Origin of the sequence: Microvirga aerilata, assembly GCF_016743775.1 — a bacterium.
GTDB classification, from domain to species: Bacteria; Pseudomonadota; Alphaproteobacteria; order Rhizobiales; family Beijerinckiaceae; genus Microvirga; species Microvirga aerilata.
In genome coordinates this window covers 308,967-329,912 of the sequence record NZ_JAEQMY010000001.1, presented here as the reverse complement: position 1 = coordinate 329,912, position 20,946 = coordinate 308,967, and the positions used below count along the sequence as shown (strand labels likewise).

Genomic DNA, 20,946 nt, shown 5'->3' with positions numbered 1-20,946 from the left:
TGCCATTGTCGGCACGGAAGGAAATCATGGAATTCAATGACTTGGGCAAGCTGAAAAGTATCGGCCGGGGGAAGAGCCATGACAGAACTCCGCGCTTTTCACGCTTGATCCATCCAGGGATTGGATGTTCGTTGCCAACTGGGACAGCGACAATGTCGTGGCCTTCAGTATCGACCAGCAGACCGGGGCGCTGTTGCTTCTAGGGAGGTCATCCGAGCCGGCAGCCCTGTACGCATCATCGTCGGACGCATGGCGCAGGAATCACCAACAGCAAGCGCGCCCGCAAGAAGCTGCAATACTGAGTGAGGGCTTTCTCGCCTGTCTCATTTCCGTATGCCGGTGCCTTGCAGCCCCGCTGATCGGCACACTGGAAGGCTGAGCCTTTGTCTAGGCACGGCTGCCCCAGCCACGGATGCTTGGCTCGGCCCGGAGGGCGACGGCTCGGTTGCCGGCACCGCCCACACTCTCGACCACCTCGTCAAACCCGAACTCCCGCAGCTTGGCGGCCACAAAGGCACTCGTACGCTTTACCCGGAGCCGAACTCCGGATCGACGTGAAGGTCAGGCCGCCAAGTGGTCATCTCCCGTTAGGGAGGATTCAGATCCATGGCGGTGAATGCCCCCTGATTGGTTATTCGGCTGCGAGGCGGCTGACAACTTCGAGAAGGATGTTGGCTCCGGCGACGGCGCTGGCATCCGGCGTGTGCTCACGCGGATTGTGACTGATGCCGCCGATGCTCGGCACGAAGATCATTGCCGAAGGGGCAATCCTGGCGATCATCTGCGCGTCGTGGCCGGCGCCCGAGGTCATGCGCTTCGACGCAAGTCCGCGCCTGCGGGCAGCATCCTCCACCAGCTCCACGATTTTCCTGTCGAATGTCACCGGCTCGAACCGCGCCAGCCGCTCGACCGAGATCGTGACCTCCTCGTCGGCTGCGAGTTCCTTCAGGTAGGCGGCAAGGGCTGCTTCCTCGACCTGAAGGCGCTGCTCGTCAGGATCACGCAGGTCGACCGTAAATGTAGCCTGGGAGGGAATGACGTTGATCGCATTCGGCTCGAAGCTCATGCACCCGACCGTGGCAACGGTGGGTGTGTTCGCATTCCGGGCCCGGTCACGCAGGAAGGTGACTACACGAGCCGCGGCATGCCCAGCATCCCGGCGCATCGTCATGGGTGTCGTACCGGCGTGGTTGGCCTCGCCCTTGATGGTCACACGCTGCCAGGAGATGCCTTGTAGGTTCTCGACTGCGCCAATGGGCACCCCCTCGCGTTCCAGCACGGGTCCCTGCTCGATGTGAAGTTCGACATAGGCGTGCGGCTTGAGGAACCCTGGCTCCTTAGACCCCTTGTAGCCGATCCGCTCCAGCTCGGCTCCGAGAGTGGTTTCATCGCTGCCAACCGTCGCCAGTGCTTCCTCGACAGGGAGCCCACCGGCATAGACGAGCGAACCCATCATGTCGGGAGCGTAGCGCACGCCTTCCTCGTTGGTGAAGGCGGCGACCGCGATGGGACGGGCTGGGGCATGCCCGGCTGCTTTCAGGGTCTCGATCACCTCCAGCCCCGAGAGCACGCCGTAGCAGCCGTCATAGATTCCGGCATTGATGACGGTATCGATGTGCGAGCCGAGCAGGACGGGGGGCTCGTCAGCATTATCGGCAGTTCTCCAGATCCCGAAGATGTTGCCGATGCGGTCGACCGCGACCTCTAGGCCTGCGGTGCGGAGCCATGAAACCAAGGCGTCTCGTCCGGCCTTGTCAGCATCGGTGGCGGCGAGCCGGACCAACCTGCCGTCGCTGCCCCGGCCGATCTGCCCGAGTTCCCGGATCCGGCCGAGCAGGCGCTCCGCGTCGATGGAAAGCATTATCATGCGTCTGCTCCTTCGGCGTTGGTTGCGACGGCGTCTGGCCGCATCCCGACCAGTTCCGTGTAGCGTTCCGGGTCGGTTGCGCCTTCGGTGTTGATGACGAAGACCCGGGACGCTTCATCGAGATTGAGCGCTACCCGGATTCTAGGATCCGCCGCAGCACGAATGAGGCCGGCGAGGCCTGCACCGCCGCTCTCGCCGGCGACAATGGCCGGATCGTTCCCGACAGGTCTGGCCAGGCAGTTCATGGCCGCGATCGCATCCTCTTCGTCGACGGTCATGAACGCATCTGCAACGCGGGACAGCACCCGCCAGGCAACCAGCGACGGCTCATAGCATTCGAGCATTGCCATGACGGTGGGCTCGCCATGGTCGATCTTGACCGGATGCCCCGCTCGTGCCGTCTCGAAGAGGCAGGCGGCGCGAGCGGGATCGACCACGACGAAGGTCGGCCGCAGGTTCCCAAGGGAAAGAGCGAGATGTCCCGCGACGGCAGCCGCGACGCCGCCGACGCCGGCTTGCACGAACACGTGAGTGGGTCGTTCGGGAAGCTGGCGCAGAGCCTCGCGCACCATAGCGGTGTAGCCCTGCATGACCAGCCCGGGAATGCGCTCGTAGCCCGGCCAAGAGGTATCGGAGACCACAATCCAGCCCTTCTCAGCCGCGACCCGTGCGGCCTCGGCGACCGAGTCGTCATAGGTGCCCTCGGCCCGGATCATCTGGGCTCCGAAGCGGGCAATTGCGGCCACCCGTTCGTCGCTAACACCGGAATGGACGAAAATGGCAGCCCTGGCGCCAACCAGTTGAGCGCCCTGTGCCACCGAGCGTCCATGATTGCCGTCGGTTGCACAGGCGAACGTCATCCCAGAGGCGATAGCACGAACCTCGGGTGTGCGCAGTTCGGCAATATCCACAATCCGTCCGAGTTGGCGGCCAGCTTCCTCCAGCACGAGCCTGATGACAGTATAGGATCCGCCCAGGGCCTTGAAGCTGCCGAGACCCAGCCGGGATCCCTCATCCTTGATATGGATCGCGCCCACGCCGAGTTCGACAGCCAAGGCCGGAAGGCTGTGCAGGGGTGTCGGCGCGTGGTTCTCTCGATGGGCGAGATACCGCTCGACCTCCTCGGCTGCCTTCACGCCCAGGGTCTCGGCATCAACCGGGTCAAGGGGCTTACGATAGTTAGGGTTCTGGTTAAGCAGGAACATCGCCGTCCTCTGAATCTGAGCCGGCGAGAAGATATTGCACTTCGCGCGAGAAATGCGCTCTATTTGGGAGGGCTGAGTGCAAGATATTTTCGTATGAGTAGGGCCCGGAGTGTCTAAGGCTTCGTTTGCGATCACGCTCGACAGCTTTGATCTCGCAATCCTGAGGATCCTCCAGCGGGATAATTCCACCCCGCAACGGGTGATCGGCGAGGCTGTGAATCTGTCGGCTCCAGCCGTGCAGCGCCGCATCCGGCGGATGGAGGAAGCTGGGGTCATCCAGGCCCATGTCGCGATCATCGATCCGATACAGGTGGGACAAGCGATCACCATTTTTGTCGAAGTTGAGGTAATCAGTGAGACGGCGGATTTGATCGATGCCGCCAAGCGGGAGTTTGCTTCAGTTCCGGAGGTGCAGCAGTGCTACTACGTCACGGGAGAGGCCGACTTCGTGCTGGTGGTCGTGGTCCCGACGATGTCAGCCTACGAGGCGCTCACACGTCGCCTGTTCTTCGGCAATAACAACGTGAAGCGGTTCCGTACCTTCGTCGCCATGGACCGCGTCAAGGTTGGACTGGCGGTTCCGCTGCCAGGATGAACGGATAGCCGTTAGACTCCATAGGCCGCTTGGGAGAATGATCCGCTTCATCGTTGCTGGAGGGCTCGGGCATGAGAGTGGCGACGATCACCTACTCAACGCCGATCCTAGTCGGAGGTGGGTATCGCCTCGCGGAACATCTCCTTGAGGGCACTCATAAGTACTGGATGAGCAGGTTGCCCCTCGGCAAGCGTGAGAAAATCATTGATCCCGTAGCGCTCCGATCCATGGGCAGCCAGGCCGTTCATATGGGGGTTGGCATGCATCCAGGTGTGTTCAACGTAAAGTCCTGGAGCATCCGTATCGAGAACCAGGTGCCACCAGTCCCCTACGTTCTCCATCGGACGATCTGCCGCGAAGGCTAACTCACGCTTTAAGACAGCCATCAGCTCACTCCGATCAACGGCTCCCACCGTGCAGGGTGCTTGAGTCGCACAGGGAGAACGACGCTTTTCGCTCAAAATGGGAAGATGCGTTCACCGTAAGGGAGGTTCCCAACCTTCCTGGTCTAAGGCTCCTGACAATCAAGAGTGCCTCAAAGAGGCCGGCCATGCGGAGGTGGACTGCTCCATGTGTTGGCGGGTCCTGCAGTAGCGGCGTCGCCCTGCCTTACGAGTGGCGCTGCGGCAGATCTTCTTGGCTTGCCCCGGCCTTGAACTAACGTCCTTCGGCCAAATCCCCGGTCAGCATGGCTGCTTCAGGACATCTGCCGTGCAGCGCCTGCCACCGCTCCGGGCTTTCCAGCCTGAGCAGCCCGGCGCTCCTGAGAGCACCCGTGCGATCGCCGGAGCGCAGCCGATCCTCGATATTCTCAACGACGCAATCGAGAAAGATTTCGGTCAGCATTCGAAGCCCGTGCTGGAAGGCCTCCTCGGCAGCCGGAACACCTTCAACCAGCGGCCACTGGCGCGCATAGACAGCGCGGATGCTGCGCAGCATGCGCTCTCCATCCCGTGATGAACTCGTGCTGTACCTGCGATACCGGGTAACGGCGGGTGCCTGATAGCAGAATGCCTTATAACGGTGGGCTACACGCAGGTAGAAGTCGAGATCGTCGGCACCCCATGGGTCGCGAAAACCACCGACGGACTCCACCGCCTCGCGCCGGAACATGGCCGATGAAGGTGGAATGATGTACCAGTCGAAGCGCAGCAGGGGCAGGTAGATATCCGACTGCGACGGAGGCGGGGGCACATCCCACGGCACGGGCTCGCCCTCGAACGTCATTTCTTCCCGAGGTCCGACTGCGAACCCGGCATCCGGGTTCGCTTCGAGCGCTTCGATCCCGGCAGCCAGTGCGGAGGGCAACAGGTGATCGTCCGCATCGAGGAAGACAAGGTACCGCCCGCGGCTTTGTGCGATACCGACATTGCGCGCGACTGCCGGACCCGCATTGGCCTGGATGATGGTGGTGGTTCGCAGGTGCGCGTCTGCCACGGGTGCCACGGGGACCGGCGAGCCATCATCCACCAGGATCACCTCGTAATCCTGGCAGGTCTGCGAGGATACGGTTCGCAGCGTTTCATCGAGCAACGCGGCTTGGGCCGGCGTTCCGAGAAGGCACGGCGTAATGATCGAAACGAGGGGCCGGGCGGATCGATCGGATGACGTAGGTATCGACAAGTCCCCTCCGAGTGCTGCTGAGCGGATGCTTGAAATTCCGCTAGGTTCGTCTGGCTGCCGTCTGGTGCAATAACGCGCAAATTGACCTGAGCAATCAACTCTGAAGCTGAGGCGGAATGGCTGAGGTTTCCTCGTGATCGTGGTCGATCGGCACGAGGAAAGTTACGAACAAGCCCTCGTCCTCTTCATCCTCGGCATCATCGTCGAGATCCAGATCTGCGACCTCAAAGGCCGCAGTCTCCTCCTGTGAGGCGGACCGAACATTGAGGGGAGCTTGACCGTCCCACAACGGGATCCCTTCGGTGGTCATGACCGTCAGGTCCTGCTTGAATTCGTCGCTTTCGAAGATCGCCCGCGCCTGAGCCTCGTCGGCATCTGTGATGGCAACCGGCTTGCCTCCAATCTCTAACGTAAACATCGGCTCTCCTGCCTCATCGCTGCTGTGTCGTTTGTCGAGGTGTCATTCTAATCCGCCAATTCGAGAATCGGTTCGCTGAGCACGTCGTCGCCCGAGCATGCCGACCAGATATCCTGCCAGAGGATGGCCAGCGGGAGGGCTGCCTCTGCGAGCCTTGTTCGGCATCGCGGACTGCATCTCCGGGACGAACAGGAATGTGTCGAAGCGCTCAGGCGGGTATGCTTCGAGATAGTGGCTGGCCCCTGGGCCTGACAAGCCCCGCTTTCCTCGCATTGCGGAAGCAACAGGTGAGATGACGCGCATGTTTCATGTTCATTCTGGAATCATAGCCTTGTCCCATGGAGACACCGCTCTTCATGGTTGGCGATCCTGATCCCTTTCCGTAGGATCAAGATCACCACTCATGCGCCTCATGGTCGTGGGGACAGAGAGCAAGCCTTCCTGGTCAGGGTCCGTTCTTCTCAACCTCACATGCTGTTGCTCACACGCTCCCGCTCTCTTCGTTCCGCTCGTTCTCATCCTTGTTCCCATGTGTTTCGGGCGGGATCACTGCGTCAAGCGGATTGGGGCGGCCGGCCGTCACCGGGTTTTCACCGACGACCTCCTGGTAGTCACGCGTTGATCCACCACTGCCATAGCCTGCCGAGTCGCCGAAATCGCGATCGGCTGGATCTGACGTCGGCCCGGGATTCGGAACATCGCCGTTTGTCGGTTCTGACTCAGGTCCGTTGTTTTCAGATGATTGGCCAGCTTTCGGATCGTTCGCTTCTGGCATGTGAGATCTCCAGTGTGACAGGGATAGATGGCGCTGATCAGCGCCATCTATCCGTGGCCGCGGTTCTGCTTGCGATTGTCCACACCTTCATTGGCTTGGCCTTGGCCCTGGTGACGCGGAGCGCCTCCGCCGCCATCACCGCGCGACTTGGGGCCTGCATCTGTGCTGTGGCGATTGTCATCATCGCTTTGTGCACTCTTGTCCGGCACATGGCCCTTCTGCTTCTCGCTGCGATTGTTATGGTTCCGAGTGGTCATAGGTCACCTTTATGCTTGATGCGTTGATGTCAGTTTGGCTGCTGTTGTCCGGTGCTTTCGGGGAGGCTCAGCAGGAACACAGTGTTGGTACTCAGTGCGCCCGTGAAAATGCGCTGAGGGGGCTCTCAACCGAAGACACGATCACGAACCGTCTGCGAAACGGTACTTGATAGGTTCCTGGCGGCTTCTGGGAATTCCCTGGCTGTATTCACTACAGCTTCGGGCAGGTGCCTCAGGGTCCTTGGTATCTCCCGAACCGAGTGAACGGTTGCTCTGCGGTTGCGCGGGAGGAGGCTGTAGAGAAGGAAGCCTGCAAGCGCGATGCTCCCGCCGATGACGAGAGGGTGAGTGGCAGCGGTCCTGAATGCACCTGATCGTAGCTGCCGAAACGCATAGACAGGGGCGGAGGCATGGAGCAGGCTCTCCACACGCTCAAGGTTCTTCTCGCTCGTATGAATAGCCAGATCACAGGAATGGTCAGTATTCCGGTAAATTTCGATACTGTTGCGAGCGAAGCCATTATCCATCAAACGATTTTTGATTTTCTCAGCAGCCTCGTGAGATGGGAATTGTGCCCATACAACAGTTGTGTTCTGCGCCATAACGAGCCTCCTTTCACTGCTGAGGGTAATTCAGCGTCGTGTTCGAGGTTCCAAGGAAGGTAAGAGCCGACCCGCCGGCTAAAAATGCCAGACCGTCTACTCGGAAGCCAACGTTGGGAACAACTCAGGGTGTGATGCTCCGAAGGAGCTGAAATATCGCAGCAGGATTACGGCCAAGATGATGTGATCATATTCGTCACTGTCGAAGCCTGTCCGGTTACATCGTTCGGTCCAAGATAAGCATCACTTGCATTTCCGGCGCAGGCTTCATCGAGTGTTAACCCTGCCTTGAAGCAGAGGCGCCGGAAGAAAAGCTCCCGTTGACTTGCCGCATCGATTTCTGGAAGCTTAGAGCTTCGACAGCAATGGCGGATTGGATCTCTCCCAGTAGACGACGATCCAAACGCATGACGCCGCACCCGCCATACCGGTGAGAGACCGGTATTTACTCCCAGAACTCACCATCAGCATTCCATGGCCGAAAGGCCAAAGGTAGCGTTATGAACACGTCTGCCACTTCATCCGGAACAACGGCAGTATCTGCGGGTCTGTGGCTGACTCGCCCGTTTAAAGGGCTTATCAATCGCTTCGGCATCGCGTTCCTGTTTCCGATGCTCCAGGCAACGCTGCTGATCACGTTGCTGGCGCTGGCCTTACCGGTGGCATTGCTGCAGGTGTATGACAGGATCTTGCCGAACAAGTCAGTGGGCACTCTGGCGGTGCTCGCAAGTGCGGTAGCCGCAGCCATTCTCCTGGAAGCATTGTTGCGGCACGTGCGTGGCCGGCTTCTGGCCCGTGTGGCGGCCGCCTCCGAAGCCCAAGCACATCGACAGGCCATGCAGTGCCTGCTCAATGCGCCTTTCGCTGCCCTGGAGGGTCATGGCAACGGCTACTACGCTGAGCGCCTGTCGGCGATCAGCACCCTGCGCGAAGCATGGTCGGGGCCTGCCTTGCAGGCGATGCTCGACCTTCCATTTGCGCTGCTCTACCTGGTGGGCATCTGGTATCTCGCCGGTCCGCTGGTTCTCGTGCCGCTGGCCTTGCTCTGTGGTGTCGGACTGCTGGCGGCGCTGACTGGGCGGCGTGTACGGCGGGCAGCCCGTAACCTCGCTATGGCCGAAGAGCGCCGTTTCAATTTCCTGTTCGATACGCTCAATTGCATCCACGGCATGAAAGTTCTCGGGGCCGAGCCACTGCTCGAGCGTCGCTACGAGCGTTTGCAGGGCGGCTCCGCGCAGTTGCGCCGGACGCTGGCGCAAACGATCGCGGCGGGGCAGGAGGGCGGCCTGCTGCTTGCCCAGATTGCGACCGTTGGCGTCGCCGCCTTAGGCTGCCATATGGTGCTGGCCGGTCAGCTCAGCGTCGGCGGCCTGGGCGCCTGTACCATGCTGGTGGGACGCACGATGCAGCCCCTGCTCGGCGGCGTCGCCCTGTGGTCCCGTTTGCAGTCGCTTGCTGAAAGCAGGCGTCGAGTGGCCGAGATCGGCGCTCTTCCGCAGGAGCGGAACTTCGACCGGCCGCCGCTTCGTGTCACCGCGGGACATATTCTCCTGCAGGACGTTCGCTTCCGCACTCCTCACTATTCTCATTGGCTGTTCGAGGGCCTGGCTCTGGACGTGAGGCCCGGGGAGATCATCGGCATCACCGGTTCCAACGGATCCGGCCGCTCTGCCTTGCTGCGCATGATCGCAGGGGATCTGCAGCCGAGCGATGGTCGGGTTCTCATTGACGGACAGGATCTGTCACAGATCGACATAGGACCAGCGCGGCGCTTGGCCGCCTTGGTGCCCCCTGATCCGGCCCTCGTGCGCGGCACGTTGTTGCAGAACCTGACGATGCATCAGCCGCAGCTCGAGGCAGCAGCCCTCCGACTGGCTGCGGAGCTGGGCTTGGATCAGGTGGCCAGCGCTCTTCCGGGAGGCTGGCACACACCGGTGGGCGTTGCCGCAACGCCCCTGCCGCGAGGCGCGGCCCAGCGCATAGGCGTCGTACGGGCGCTGGTAGAAGAGCCGAAAATCCTACTGCTCGACGATATCACTTCGCAGCTCGACGGCGACAGCGATACCCGCCTGGCCAAGCTGCTCGACGGGCTGAGGGGCAGGGTGACCGTGATCATCGTCACGCACCGCCCATCCACTCTCGGCATAGCGGACCGAACTTTCGCCATCCGTGATGGCCGGCTGGAGCGTGCGTCATGAGCCTGGTTGTCGAAGAGCGCCAGCACGCCCTGGCGCATGTGCCGGAAGATCTGCTGGCGCCATCCGATCTTGCCCGATGCCTTTCGGCGGTTCTGTGGGTGATGGGATGGTCGGGCGGAGCTGACGACCTGATCGCGGCGCTTCCCCATGCAAAGCCGGATATCGACCTGACCGATCTCCGAAACACCCTGGCGGTCCTCGGCTATCCTACGCGGATGGAGCGGCTCTCAAAGGGCCGTCTGGACCTTCGCTGCCTGCCGGCTCTGTTGCTGACGAAGGGCAGGGGGGCAGCGGTCGTGTACCGCGACGAGACCGGTCGGGTTCTGCGGTTTGATGGCGCTACCGGCGAGGTGGAGCCCTGCGCGCCAGAAGAGTTGCGCGGTATCCTGATCCTGGTGAGCGAGACGAAGGCCGGATCCTCGCGCCAGGGTTGGTTCAGCGGCATCGCTCGACGATTCCGCGGCGATGTCCGGGCCCTGCTGTGCATCAGCGGGCTCATGGCGGTTCTCGGGCTTGCCGTCCCTGTGTTCACGATGGCCGTGTTCGACACTGTGGTGGCCGGGTACAGTCCGGAAACCCTCCCCATGCTGGTTGCAGGCGTCGCCGCTGCGATCCTGCTGGAGGCAGCGTTCCGCTCCGTGCGTCAGCGAGCCCTGCTGCGCATTGCAGAAAGGCTCGACCGGCTCGTCCCAAGCGCCGTGTTCACGCAGCTGATGTCGCTGCCGACCGCCCTGGTGGAGCGTGCCGGCACAGCATCCCAGGTGTCACGCTTGCGTGACTTCTCGGCGATCCGTGAGTTCCTTACCGGCAGCTTTGCCGTGGCCGTGCTGGACATGCCCTTCACTCTCCTGGTCATGATCCTCATGGTCGTGCTGGGAGGCTGGATCGCGCTGGTGCCGGTGGGAACGGCTCTGGGGTTCGTGCTCCTGTTCCTTGTCTCCCGCGGCTCGATGCGATCCGCCATCGAGCAAGCGGCTCGCGCCAATCAAACACGGGAAGCGCTAGCGGTCGAAGCCCTGGAAGCGGTACGGACTCTGAAGCTCGCCGGAGCCGAGGATCGCTGGATCGAGCGCTATGCTGCCGCTGCCGCTGCCGCTGCGACGGCGTCCGCCCGCGTCAGCACGATGGCAGGCTCGGTGCTCACTGCCAGTCAGGCGCTCGTTGCCCTGTCCGGGTTGGCAGCCGTGGTCATGGGCGTCCTGTCTGTTCTATCGGGCGCAATGAGCGCGGGAGCGCTGATCGCCGGAATGATGCTGATCTGGCGGGTCCTGGGTCCGATGCAGACCTTCTTCGTCATGCTGTCCCGTTGGGAGCAGACCCAGGCCTCCATCCGCCAGGTCGACGGTATGATGGCGTTGGAGACAGAGCGGCCGAGCCCGCTCGAAGCACGCATGGCGCCACCGGCACAAGGGGCGATCGTCTTCCATCGCGTGACCTTGCGCTATCTACCGCAATCGGAACCGGTGCTGGCTGGCGCCGGTTTTGCCATCCAGCATGGCCAGGTAGTGGCAGTGACCGGAGCGGAAGGCGCGGGTAAGTCTTCCCTGCTTCTGTTGATTGCCGGCCTCTACCGTCCACAGGGCGGTCTGGTGCGCATCGATGGCCATGACGTGCGCTCCTTCAATCCGGCCGTACTTCGGCGCAGCATCGGCTGGGTGCCCCAATCACCTGGGTTGCTTTACGGAACGGTAGCTCAGAACCTGCGGCTCGCCCGTCCCAGCGCGTCGGATGCCGAACTCCGTAGGGCGGCAGCAGAGGCTGGTGTGCTGGAAGCGATCGAAGCCCTGCCTCAGGGCTTCGATACTCGCGTTGGGGATAACCAGAGTGGCAGGCTGCCGCGCAGCATCCTGCAACGGATCGCCCTCGCCAGCGCATTGCTGCGCGATGCCCCGATCCTGCTTCTGGATGAGCCGGTCGCCGGACTCGACGATGCATGCGCCAGGGCTTTCACGGATGTCATAGCCTCGCGCCGCGGCAGCTGCACCATCTTGATGGCAACGCACCGGCCGAGCCATATCCGGCTGGCCGACCGCGTCCTGCGTCTGCGCGACGGCCAGGTGGAGGAGGTGGACCAGCCCACATCTCCCGCTGGACCTCGCCCGACGAGAGCAGCCGTCGGCGTGCCGCTGGCGAGCGCCGCCTTTGCAACCATACCTGCCGCTAGCAGCCCGAGAGCCGGTCGATGAGAACCCCTGCAGCACCTTCCGCGCCTTCTTCCACAACCGTCAGTCAGCCGATGATGCCGATCCTGCCCCGTGCCAGCCGCGAGGAGCGGCCGGACAGTCACGTGCTCGCGCTGGAAGAGCTTCGCGTCCACGGCCTCGAGCGAGCGGTGGTGCTGGGCACCGGCTTGCTGGTGGCCGCGACCCTGACCTGGTCGGCCCTCACCCACGTGCCCGAGGTTGCAGCTGGCGTCGGGGAAATCGCACCGGCTGCGGCGTCGGCTCCGGTGCAGCACCTGGAAGGCGGGATCGTTACAGAAGTGTTGGTCAGCGAAGGCGAGCACATCGTGACCGACCAGCCGCTGCTCCGCATGAACGATGCGGCAGCTCAGGCTGAGCTTGCACAGGCGCGGCTTCGCCTCGAGTCTTTGCAATTGCAGGCAGAGCGCCTCGCCGCTGCAGCCGACGGCAACATGGTCGCCATGGACCTTCGCGGAAGCCACGGGCTGACCACGGTCGCCGTTGCGGATGCAGGCGGTGAGACCCACTCGGTGCCGCCCCTGGTGACCGGCCTCTTCGCCGCGCCACAACGGGCTGCGTTGGCTTCCCGACTGCGTGCGCTCGCCGACCGGATTGCCGTTCTCCAGGAGCAGGCGGCGCAGCGGCGTGGCGACCTCGCAACCCTGTCGCGACAGCTTTCATCCGTTCAGGAGCAGATGGCGCTGCACGGCAAGGAACTTGGCATCCGCGAGGAATTGGCCCGGAACGGTCTGACGACACGGTTAGCCGTTTTGGAGGCGCAGCGGCTCATGATGAGCGCGAAGGCCGAGCACGAGCGACTAAGCGGTCAGCATGCCACGGCGCAAAGGAGCCTGGCCGAGGCCGAGGCACGGATCGTGGAGATACAGTCTGCTGCGGTGGACGAGGCCCGGCAGGATGCGGCACGCGTGGCGCTCGATATCGCCGAGACGACGGAACTGGTCCGCAAGCTGGAAGACCGCACGGAGCGGACCGTGTTGCGCGCACCGATCGGAGGCATCCTGCGCGGGCTGGCGGTTCATCGCCCCGGCACCGTTCTGCCGCCCGGAGGTCTCGTTGCCGAGATCATGCCGCAGGACGCGCCCCTTGTGGCGGATGTGAGGATCATGCCGCGTGACATCGGCTTCATCGAGGTTGGCCAGCCGGTGCATGTGAAGGTGCAGGCCTTCGACTACTCGCGATACGGTTCCGTGGAGGGCAAAGTGGAGCGGGTCTCGGCCGGAACCTTTCTCGATGAGCAGCGGCAGCCGCATTATCGCGCTCGCATAAGGTTGACCCAGCAGCATGTCGGTCATGATCCGCAGAAGGCCCAGCTCGTGCCCGGCATGACCGTTCAGGCGGACATCACCACGGGCACCAAGACGATCCTGCAATACCTGCTCAAGCCCATTTACTCCGCCATGGCGGCATCGTTCCGCGAGCGCTGAGGACACCATAAGCATGACCCAGCAACCTGATCCGACCATCCCATTCGATGCCAGCGTCGTGGACGAGGAAGCCCTCCGCGCCTTGCGTGCCGTGCAGCGCAGGCTTCCGATCGGTGATGGTGGCGCAAGCGGTAATCTCGTCGGCGGGACGGAGGCTGTCGCAGGGTTCGGCACGATTCCCGGAGTTCCGGCCAATGGCGTCCTGGCATGGTCGCATGCAATGGAGGCACCTGAAGCAGAGCAGACGCACCCGGTAGAGGGTTCGCTGCCGACAATGCTCGATCCCATAGGACCTTTGGATCGGCCGGTAACCCAGGACGAAGGCCGTCCCGAGCCAGCGCCGGCCTTCGTTGCGCAACCCCAAGCATTCAGCTCCCCGAAGATTGTAGTCTCTCACGTATCCTCCACCCATCTTCCCGCTCAACCCAGCACCGGCTCCGCACCCGACGTCCTCCTAGTCGACACCGATCAGCCGGATGATCAGACGGGAACGCCGCCTGATGCTGAAGAGCCGAAGCCGGAAGAGCCCGTGGACATCACGGCAGACACACCCGTCGTTGTGGCGCGTGATAGTGTTGGTTTGGAGGACGAGGCGATCGGGCTCGACCTCAAGGCGGCCCTGACCGACCAGGACGGCTCCGAACTGCTGGCCGTGAGCATCCTCGGCCTGCCCCCCGGCGCCAGCCTCTCCCACGGCACCCGCCACGCCGACGGCAGCTGGAGCCTGGCGCCCTCGGATCTCCCCCACCTCACCCTGACCCCGCCCCACAACTTCTCAGGCCGGATCGACCTCACCCTCCAGGCCACCGCCCGCGAAACAAACGGCGAGGCCGCCCAGGTCGAGGTCGGCTTCCAGGTGCAGGTGGCCGCCGTGGCCGATGCGCCCGCCGTCCGCGTGGCCGACGCCCGCGGCCAGGAGGACACCCCCTTGCGGCTCGACGGCCTGGGCGGCGCCTTGCACGACACCGACGGCTTGGAAAGCCTGAGCTTTCTGCTCGGCGGCCTGCCCGCCGGCGCCCGCCTTTCGGCCGGCACCCGGCAGGCGGACGGCGCCTGGCTGCTCACGCCCGCCCAGCTCACCGGTCTGACCCTGACCCCGCCGGCCCACGTGTCGGGCCGCTACACCCTCACCCTGACGGCGGTTGCCAGCGAAAGCACCGGCGGCCATGCCCGCAGCGCATCGGACTTTGTGGTGGAGTTCAACCCAGTGGCGGATGCCGCCACTCTCGGCGGCACCAGCTCCGGCGCCGAGGACAGCCCGATCCTGCTGCAGCCCTCCTTTGTGCTGCAGGACCAGGACGGCTCGGAGAGCTGGTCGGCGCTCACCCGGGTGTCGGGCCTGCCGGGCGGCGCCAGCCTGAGCCACGGCACGCAGACCGCGCCCGGGGAGTGGCAGGTTGCAACGGCGGACCTGCGGGCCGGGCTTGTGACGCTCCGGCCGGGGGCGCACAGCGACGAGGACTTCACCCTGACGCTGACGGCAACGGTGACGGATACAGGCAACGGCACCAGCGTGAGCCGGGAGGTGACGGGCCGGCAGGCTGTGACGGTTGGTGCGGTGGCGGATGCGCCCGAGGTGCATGCGGGCGCGGCGGCGGGGCAGGAGGACGGGGCGGTTGAGCTTGACCTGTCGGCTGCTCTGGTTGACCGGGACGGGTCGGAGACCCTGTCGGTGAGCATTCTGGGCCTGCCGGACGGGTTCCGGCTGTCGCACGGCAGCCGGGCCGGGGACGGCAGCTGGCATGTGGCGCCTGCGGATCTGGCATGGCTGACGCTGACGCCCCCCGACAACGTCTCCGGCACCCTCAACCTCACCCTCCAGGCAACAGCCCAGGAGGCGTCCGGTCAAATTGCGAAAGCGATTGCGCCTTTCACTGTAACCATCGACGCAGTCAATGATGCGCCCGATCTGGCGTTAACCGCGTCGAAGCATGCAGAGGAAGGAGCATCTCAAGCGCACGCAATCGACCTCGCGCAGGCTGGAGACATTGACAGCTCGCATCTCGTGGGCGCAACCATCACCCTCTCGAGCGGCCAGCCCAGCGACCGACTCGATTTCGACGGCTTCACCCTGCATGACGACGGTGGTCGCGTCATGATCGGCAATACTGGTATTGAGGTGATAGGTGGCGGCCATGCTGCCGGCTCGGGAGTTCTGACACTCAGTGGGAGCGCTTTGCCCGAAACCTATGCCACCGTACTGCAGTCTTTAGTGCTTGAGAGTGAAGACCCCTCCGGTCTCACTGCAGGAACACGCAGCATTGGAGTGGTTTTGCGCGACAGCGCAGGAGCATCCTCAATGCAGAAAAGCGTCGATGTGGTGGTTGAGGATGTAACGCCTGCCCATGCTGCCGGCCAAGGCCTCGATGTTTCTGACTCAAGCGTAGTCTCGGAAGTCACCGCAGCGGACATCCTCCTGTTGATGGGGGATGATGGCATCGGCACGGGCAACGATAGCACTGCTGCATGGACGGAGCAGATCGACTCAAGCGGCGCGAGGGAAACCGCACCGCATCACGCCGTCGATCTCGATCAGCCCGGAACGGATCACGTCCTGATTTTCGATGATCTTCAGTCGGACGCGATGCGGGTGAGTTGGTCCTGAGGGCGAGCAAGGACAACGGAGCAGATCGATTGCCGAGCCCGCCGGGAGCTATTGTCATAGCCCGGGACTATTCAGGTTTAGGCGGCATGTTCATGCCATGATTCTATGGCCGGTCTCTTTGTCGAACAGGTGAACCATCGCCATATCGGGTTGAAGGTGAATGGTGTCTCCCGGGGCGGCGGCGACCCGTCCTCGAAAGACTGCGGTTATGTCTATTGAGGTTTGAGGCCCTGAAAGTTCGGTCAGGAGGAGTGTTTCCGACCCAGTGGGTTCCACCGTCTTGACCCTGACAGGCATGCCGGACGGCTCCAGCGTCATGTGTTCGGGGCGAATGCCGTAAACGGCAGACCTGCCGATCTGCGCTACTGCGGAAGTCGGGAGCGGCAGGACATGGCCTGTATCCGCTACGAAGCCTTTGGCTCCAATGCTGCCCGGGATCTGATTCATAGCCGGGGAGCCAATGAAGCTCGCGACGAAAAGGTTCGCGGGCTGGTCGTAAAGGTCCAGTGGTGTGCCCATTTGCTCCATCACGCCGCCGCGCATGACGACGATCCTGTCCGCCATGGTCATCGCCTCGATCTGATCGTGCGTGACATAGATCGTGGTTGTTTTCAGCCTTTGATGCAGGGCCTTGATCTCTGAACGCATCTGCACCCGCAGCTTTGCGTCGAGATTGGAAAGAGGCTCATCGAACAGGAATACCTTGGGATCGCGGACGATGGCGCGGCCCATCGCGACCCTTTGGCGTTGCCCGCCGGACAGCTCCTTTGGATGGCGGTCGAGCATCGTCTCAAGTCCGAGGATCGCGGCCGCCTGCTGGACCTTCTGGGTGATCTCCGCCTTCGATGCTCTCTTCAGGACCAGGGAGAATGCCATGTTCTCCGCAACGGTCATATGCGGATAAAGCGCATAGTTCTGGAAGACCATGGCGATATCCCGCTCTTTGGGCGGGACATTGTTGACGACCCGGGACCCTATGCGGATCTCACCGGCTGTAACCCCTTCAAGCCCGGCGATCATCCGCAGGAGGGTGGACTTGCCGCAGCCTGATGGTCCGACGAGAATGACGAACTCACCATCTTCGATATCGAGGGAGATGCCGTGGAGTACGGGCGCATGACCGTAAGACTTCTTCAGGTCGCGAACGTGAACGGATGACATGGGCTGTTCCTTGCTGTCTGGATCGCTGCCTCATCAGAACTCTTTCGGCAGGACGACCGAGAACTCTCGATCCTCCTCGTCGACGAAGTAGAGATCCGTGCTGAAGCCCTGGTCGTCGATGAAATGAAGGACCCGCATCGGGTCGCTGAGGGCGTAGGGGACGAGCAGGGTTACCAGGTTGTGCTGCTTTGCAGCGGGCGTTTCGGCCGCAAGATGCCATTGCTGCGGCAACCCCTCAATCTCTGCCGGATCCACATCCGGAAAGCCTTCCTGCTGACGAAGAACCGGCTTGCCCGCACTGCTGAAGACGAAGTGTCCGTAAAGACCGGCCTGCTTGCCCGTCAGGCGGAAAGTCTGCCCACCGATCTCCATTTCGTTTTCCGCGTGGAAGAGAAAGGTGATCGGTTCCGGCTCGTCGAGTTCGACGCGGTCGACGATGACGAAGTAGCGTTCGCGGACGAAATGCACATCTCTGCGAACCAAGTTCACCTTAGGATTCAGGGACTGATAGGCAGCGGTGGCGTCTCCGCTCATGAAGATGCTTGTAGGATCTTGTCTGACGGCAAGAAGCTTGCCTGAAGCCGCTTTTCCTTGCGCTTTATCTCGCTCCGCATATTGCCCCTTGCCGCCGATGAGAAGAGCGTTTTTCGAGCGCGTCTGACGGCGCCATTGACGGTGCATCGTCGAGTTGAACGCAACATAATACCCGCCCTGGATCGCAAGATCCTCCCCGAAGGCGCGCAGCAGAAAAGCATTCTGGTCGCCATGGCTGTGGCTCAAGGAACCATAGGGGCTGCTCTTGAAGACGAACTGAAGATGACGTTCCGGGTCGTCCATATCCTTTTGCAGCGCAACCCATCCAATGTCGTCGAACACCCGCAGCATCGGGAGGTCAGATGGCGGCTGTGGCTCGACTGCAGGCAGATCGTGGGCGTACACCAGATCTTCGAAAGCGAAATCCCACCAGCCGTAATTGTAGAAAAGGTCCTCGGTGCCCGGATCGTCGCGCTTCACCTGCTCGAAATACCACTGGTAGTGCGCATTTCCTGTCGCTCCGGCGAAGTGACGCATGTTGTACCCGGTCTTGAGGCTGGGCGGGTCTCCCATCGTGGAGTCATCGCCAAAGCAGGTGCGACGAACCCCAGGTGCTTTCGTGTACAGCGGGAAATCGCCGGTCGCACGAAAGAAGGCACGTTCGAGAACATCGATGCCGTAATAGCTTCGAATGAGGCCTGCGGCCTCCAGCAGATAAGCCATTCCGGTGGTCCAATAATGCGGACCTTCTGCCCAACCGCCGTCCTTCGCGCCCCATGGCGCATAGATGTTGAACAGGTACTCGACCGTATAGTCGAGCCACTCGCGGGCTTCCTCCTCATCCCCGAGAAGGGCGATGCAGCACGGTGTCAGCGCAGCGGAGAGGGCCCGTACCGCATGGCTGTCATAAGGAAAGATATGAATACGGGCATGACTTATGACGTGGTCTGCGATCTCCCGAGTCCTGGCAAGGAGAGATGCCCTAACGATGGCGCGCTCCTGCGCATCGAGCCGATCATATAACCAGTCATAGCCCCATGCTAACGCGCTCGCGATGCGAAAAGCGGCCTCATCGTTATAGGCGCGGGATGTTGTCCCGAGAACGTCCCACCCCGCCACGGAGAGGAGCCACTCCTTTGCCCGTTCGAGAAGCTTGTCATCCTCAAGCAGTCGGCCGGCGATCGCAAGATGCCGTATGGCATAGATCACCTCCTGACAGTCGATATACATCTGACGCCATAAAGAGGCGACCCGCTTGTTGTCGGGATAAGGTGCGGGTTCAGCGATGATCGGACGCTCCGTCCATGGCTTGACGGAACGCTCATAGAAGTTCCGGAACCCGCAATGATCCGGATTGTCCTTTAGGGCTTCGGCGAATGCGGAAGCCTTGTCCGGGTTGAGCCAAAGACGCGGATGGGAGTGGTGAGCTTGTTGCGCACGCGCCGCTCCCGAGGGGAGAGGAACCTGATCCAGCCCCGTCGGAACACTGAAGCTGCGGGCGTCGCTCCAGGCGCTTGCGGGAACACCCTGTTCAGGGTCCCAGACAGCATATGCCCAATGATAGGCGCCTGGAGCATAGGCATGGTCAGGCGTGAAGAAGTTTCGCGCCAGGTTCTCATAGATAAAAGGGGTTTCGCTTGTATGGTCGTCATCTGCCGTCACCTTGAGGACGTATCGCGATCCCTCGTCCAAGGTCGGAAGCCAGACGAAACGCGGCGGGTTCTCATAAACCTCTTCGGCGTCTGGCCTGTATTGCACGGTCAGCGCTCCGGCCTTCGGCTGATCGAGCATGGTACGCTTGGTGTTGGGCGTGGCGTAGACGCTGGTGGACATGATTATGAATCCATAGGTGAAAAAAGCCGCCGGCTTGCAGCCGGCGGCTGCCGGTTAGCGATACTGACGCTCGTAGGCTGTCTGCATGACGGCCAGAACCTGTTCCATGCCGAGCTTCTTGAGCTGGGCGTTGTAGCCCTCCCAGTCCTTGTCGACATTCCGGGATCCGAGGATCCATGCCTGCATCGTTTCGAGCATGTAGGTCTGGATGTTGGGCATGTGGCGATCGAAAATCTGGCGCTCGTCGACCGTCATGCTGACGCCAAGGAACTCGTCGATCAGGAAATTGCCCTTCTCATACAGGTCGATCCCCTGCAGGGCGATCTGATCCGTCCACTGGCGTTCATACTCGTAATCCTGCCAGAAGCCGATCGGGATTTGTGCTCCAATCTCCCACATCTGCGTGTTCACCGGCGCCTTGCCGTTCAGGATTTCCGGCTTGTAGCGGGGTTTTCCGTCCACCATGTCGTAGTGAACGCCTGCGACGCCGAAGTTCGACAGCAGGCGGCCCTGTGGCGAGAAGTAGAAATCGAACAGCTTGATGGTCTCAACCGGGTGCTTGTTGTTGACCGTCATGGCCCAGCCATCCGGCCTCATGCGCGATCGGCGGTTCTCATTGATCCTCTTCCCGGAGGGGCTCGCCGGCGGCTCGACCGCCATGAACTTGAGGCCGGGCACCTTGTCCTTCAGGCTTGTATTGTAGCTGGCCGTAGAGGCAAACCAGTCGTAGGTCATGCCTCCTTGATTGTTGCCCAGGAGAACCTCGCGGGACCGTGCGCCTCGCGTGAACACCTCCTTGTCGATCAATCCTTCCGCATACCATTTTGCGATGTTTCGCATGCCGGTGCGGTAGTTGTCGCCGGTGTAGGGGTGCTTGATCCTGCCCCCGTCCACATAGAAGTCGTGTGCGAAGTCCGATCCGCTCGAACGCCCGTCCCAGAAGACCAGAAGCCGTTGGAGCTCGGAGTTCGGCTCACGGAAGAAGAGGGGGACTTCGTCCTTTTGCCCATTTCCGTTGGGATCCTTGTCGCGGAAGGCCTGGAGCACGGTGTAGAGCTCATCGACCGTCTGCGGTGCCTTCAGGCCAAGTTTGTCCAGCCAATCGTATCGGATGAACCAGCCGCGGGCATACTTGCCGTCGGGCACATATGGAATCCAATAGATGTTTCCATCCGGTGCGGTGATCGCCTTTTTGATTTCTGGATTGCTTGCCAGGAATTTCTTCAGGTTCGGCGCATGCTTCTCGATCAAGTCGTTCAGGGGCTGGAAGGCTCCTTCCATGCCATAGCGAACGAAGTCATGCCGCAGTTCGTTTCCTGCAACGATATCAGGCAGGTCGCCCGATGCCATCAGGAGATTGAAGGCCTCCCTGCTGATCGTTGTTGCATTCGAGGCGGTGTTCTTCAGCTTGATTCCCGTCAGCCGCTGCAGCTCCTTCGCCGTCGGCCAATCATCCTTCCAGACATACTTGTCGCGGAAATGCATGTGGATGGTCATTTCGAGCGGCTTATCGACGATTTTCGGCGCTGCCTCCTGCGCTGTCGCAAGTTGGGGTGCAATCAAGGCAGATGCGAGTGCTAAACTCAGTATCCGTTTCATGGGCGATATCCTCCGACCGTTTTCTCTTTTGATTTTGTTGTTTGCG

Annotated in this window: 15 protein-coding genes and 2 pseudogenes; 6 read left to right on the top strand and 11 right to left on the bottom strand. The window is 62.0% G+C overall.

The window, feature by feature from the left end:
- Nucleotides 1–109: 109 nt before the first annotated feature.
- Nucleotides 110–379 (top strand): annotated as a pseudogene (locus JKG68_RS01525) (hypothetical protein); the annotation flags it as partial.
- 41 nt (nucleotides 380–420) lie between these two features.
- Here JKG68_RS01525 and JKG68_RS33165 read toward each other — a convergent pair.
- From JKG68_RS33165 to JKG68_RS01515, 3 genes and pseudogenes are all read right to left on the bottom strand, one after another.
- Nucleotides 421–581: pseudogene (locus JKG68_RS33165) on the bottom strand (amidohydrolase); the annotation flags it as partial.
- A 50-nt stretch (nucleotides 582–631) separates the two neighbouring features.
- Nucleotides 632–1,861 carry a Zn-dependent hydrolase gene (locus JKG68_RS01520; RefSeq protein WP_376773104.1) on the bottom strand — a complete coding sequence of 410 codons (1,230 nt, stop codon included), beginning with the start codon at nucleotides 1,859–1,861 and terminating at the stop codon, nucleotides 632–634.
- A gap of 2 nt (nucleotides 1,862–1,863) precedes the next feature.
- Nucleotides 1,864–3,072: a diaminopropionate ammonia-lyase gene (locus tag JKG68_RS01515; RefSeq protein WP_202055309.1), complete on the bottom strand. Its 1,209-nt coding sequence runs from the start codon at nucleotides 3,070–3,072 to the stop codon at nucleotides 1,864–1,866.
- Nucleotides 3,073–3,181: 109 nt separating this feature from the next.
- Between JKG68_RS01515 and JKG68_RS01510 the strand changes: the two genes are divergently transcribed.
- Nucleotides 3,182–3,667 carry an Lrp/AsnC family transcriptional regulator gene (locus tag JKG68_RS01510; RefSeq protein WP_202055308.1) on the top strand — a complete coding sequence of 162 codons (486 nt, stop codon included), beginning with the start codon at nucleotides 3,182–3,184 and terminating at the stop codon, nucleotides 3,665–3,667.
- A 107-nt stretch (nucleotides 3,668–3,774) separates the two neighbouring features.
- On the opposite strand, the gene JKG68_RS01505 is transcribed toward JKG68_RS01510, so the two are convergent.
- The 5 genes from JKG68_RS01505 to JKG68_RS01485 form a co-directional block, all read right to left on the bottom strand.
- Nucleotides 3,775–4,053, bottom strand: a complete 279-nt coding sequence (locus JKG68_RS01505) for a hypothetical protein (protein WP_202055307.1) — start codon at nucleotides 4,051–4,053, stop codon at nucleotides 3,775–3,777.
- Between the two features lie 271 nt (nucleotides 4,054–4,324).
- Nucleotides 4,325–5,290 carry a glycosyltransferase family A protein gene (locus JKG68_RS01500; protein WP_202055306.1) on the bottom strand — a complete coding sequence of 322 codons (966 nt, stop codon included), beginning with the start codon at nucleotides 5,288–5,290 and terminating at the stop codon, nucleotides 4,325–4,327.
- A 94-nt stretch (nucleotides 5,291–5,384) separates the two neighbouring features.
- Nucleotides 5,385–5,708: a hypothetical protein gene (locus JKG68_RS01495; RefSeq protein WP_202055305.1), complete on the bottom strand. Its 324-nt coding sequence runs from the start codon at nucleotides 5,706–5,708 to the stop codon at nucleotides 5,385–5,387.
- Between the two features lie 481 nt (nucleotides 5,709–6,189).
- Nucleotides 6,190–6,483: a hypothetical protein gene (locus JKG68_RS01490; RefSeq protein ID WP_202055304.1), complete on the bottom strand. Its 294-nt coding sequence runs from the start codon at nucleotides 6,481–6,483 to the stop codon at nucleotides 6,190–6,192.
- A gap of 382 nt (nucleotides 6,484–6,865) precedes the next feature.
- Nucleotides 6,866–7,342: a hypothetical protein gene (locus JKG68_RS01485; RefSeq protein WP_202055303.1), complete on the bottom strand. Its 477-nt coding sequence runs from the start codon at nucleotides 7,340–7,342 to the stop codon at nucleotides 6,866–6,868.
- A gap of 500 nt (nucleotides 7,343–7,842) precedes the next feature.
- Between JKG68_RS01485 and JKG68_RS01480 the strand changes: the two genes are divergently transcribed.
- Genes JKG68_RS01480 through JKG68_RS01465 form a run of 4 tightly spaced genes read left to right on the top strand, consistent with a single transcriptional unit; the run spans nucleotide 7,843 to nucleotide 15,773 of the window.
- Nucleotides 7,843–9,540, top strand: coding sequence for an ATP-binding cassette domain-containing protein (locus tag JKG68_RS01480; RefSeq protein WP_202055302.1), 1,698 nt, complete (start codon nucleotides 7,843–7,845; stop codon nucleotides 9,538–9,540).
- Nucleotides 9,537–11,726, top strand: coding sequence for a peptidase domain-containing ABC transporter (locus tag JKG68_RS01475; RefSeq protein WP_202055301.1), 2,190 nt, complete (start codon nucleotides 9,537–9,539; stop codon nucleotides 11,724–11,726). The genes JKG68_RS01480 and JKG68_RS01475 overlap by 4 nt, the downstream gene beginning before the upstream one ends.
- Entirely contained in the window at nucleotides 11,723–13,168 is a 1,446-nt protein-coding gene (locus JKG68_RS01470) for an HlyD family type I secretion periplasmic adaptor subunit (protein WP_202055300.1), read from the top strand. The genes JKG68_RS01475 and JKG68_RS01470 overlap by 4 nt, the downstream gene beginning before the upstream one ends.
- A gap of 13 nt (nucleotides 13,169–13,181) precedes the next feature.
- Complete coding sequence (locus JKG68_RS01465; RefSeq protein WP_202055299.1) at nucleotides 13,182–15,773, top strand: hypothetical protein; 2,592 nt, start codon at nucleotides 13,182–13,184, stop codon at nucleotides 15,771–15,773.
- Nucleotides 15,774–15,863: 90 nt separating this feature from the next.
- On the opposite strand, the gene JKG68_RS01460 is transcribed toward JKG68_RS01465, so the two are convergent.
- The 3 genes from JKG68_RS01460 to JKG68_RS01450 are packed head-to-tail and all read right to left on the bottom strand — an operon-like array spanning nucleotide 15,864 to nucleotide 20,900.
- Nucleotides 15,864–16,934 (bottom strand): ABC transporter ATP-binding protein, encoded by a 1,071-nt coding sequence (locus tag JKG68_RS01460; RefSeq protein ID WP_202055298.1) that lies wholly within the window; start codon nucleotides 16,932–16,934, stop codon nucleotides 15,864–15,866.
- A gap of 33 nt (nucleotides 16,935–16,967) precedes the next feature.
- Entirely contained in the window at nucleotides 16,968–19,301 is a 2,334-nt protein-coding gene (locus JKG68_RS01455) for a heparinase II/III domain-containing protein (RefSeq protein ID WP_202055297.1), read from the bottom strand.
- Between the two features lie 54 nt (nucleotides 19,302–19,355).
- Nucleotides 19,356–20,900 (bottom strand): extracellular solute-binding protein, encoded by a 1,545-nt coding sequence (locus JKG68_RS01450; RefSeq protein ID WP_202055296.1) that lies wholly within the window; start codon nucleotides 20,898–20,900, stop codon nucleotides 19,356–19,358.
- Nucleotides 20,901–20,946: the final 46 nt, after the last annotated feature.

Excerpts from the sequence above, each read along its gene's own strand:
- JKG68_RS01520 (WP_376773104.1), bottom strand. The coding sequence starts at position 1,861 with ATGCTTTCCATCGACGCGGAGCGCCTGCTCGGCCGGATCCGGGAACTC.
- JKG68_RS01515 (WP_202055309.1), bottom strand. The coding sequence starts at position 3,072 with ATGTTCCTGCTTAACCAGAACCCTAACTATCGTAAGCCCCTTGACCCG.
- JKG68_RS01505 (WP_202055307.1), bottom strand. The coding sequence starts at position 4,053 with ATGGCTGTCTTAAAGCGTGAGTTAGCCTTCGCGGCAGATCGTCCGATG.
- JKG68_RS01495 (WP_202055305.1), bottom strand. The coding sequence starts at position 5,708 with ATGTTTACGTTAGAGATTGGAGGCAAGCCGGTTGCCATCACAGATGCC.
- JKG68_RS01490 (WP_202055304.1), bottom strand. The coding sequence starts at position 6,483 with ATGCCAGAAGCGAACGATCCGAAAGCTGGCCAATCATCTGAAAACAAC.
- JKG68_RS01485 (WP_202055303.1), bottom strand. The coding sequence starts at position 7,342 with ATGGCGCAGAACACAACTGTTGTATGGGCACAATTCCCATCTCACGAG.
- JKG68_RS01480 (WP_202055302.1), top strand. The coding sequence starts at position 7,843 with ATGAACACGTCTGCCACTTCATCCGGAACAACGGCAGTATCTGCGGGT.
- JKG68_RS01475 (WP_202055301.1), top strand. The coding sequence starts at position 9,537 with ATGAGCCTGGTTGTCGAAGAGCGCCAGCACGCCCTGGCGCATGTGCCG.
- JKG68_RS01470 (WP_202055300.1), top strand. The coding sequence starts at position 11,723 with ATGAGAACCCCTGCAGCACCTTCCGCGCCTTCTTCCACAACCGTCAGT.
- JKG68_RS01465 (WP_202055299.1), top strand. The coding sequence starts at position 13,182 with ATGACCCAGCAACCTGATCCGACCATCCCATTCGATGCCAGCGTCGTG.
- JKG68_RS01460 (WP_202055298.1), bottom strand. The coding sequence starts at position 16,934 with ATGTCATCCGTTCACGTTCGCGACCTGAAGAAGTCTTACGGTCATGCG.
- JKG68_RS01455 (WP_202055297.1), bottom strand. The coding sequence starts at position 19,301 with ATGTCCACCAGCGTCTACGCCACGCCCAACACCAAGCGTACCATGCTC.
- JKG68_RS01450 (WP_202055296.1), bottom strand. The coding sequence starts at position 20,900 with ATGAAACGGATACTGAGTTTAGCACTCGCATCTGCCTTGATTGCACCC.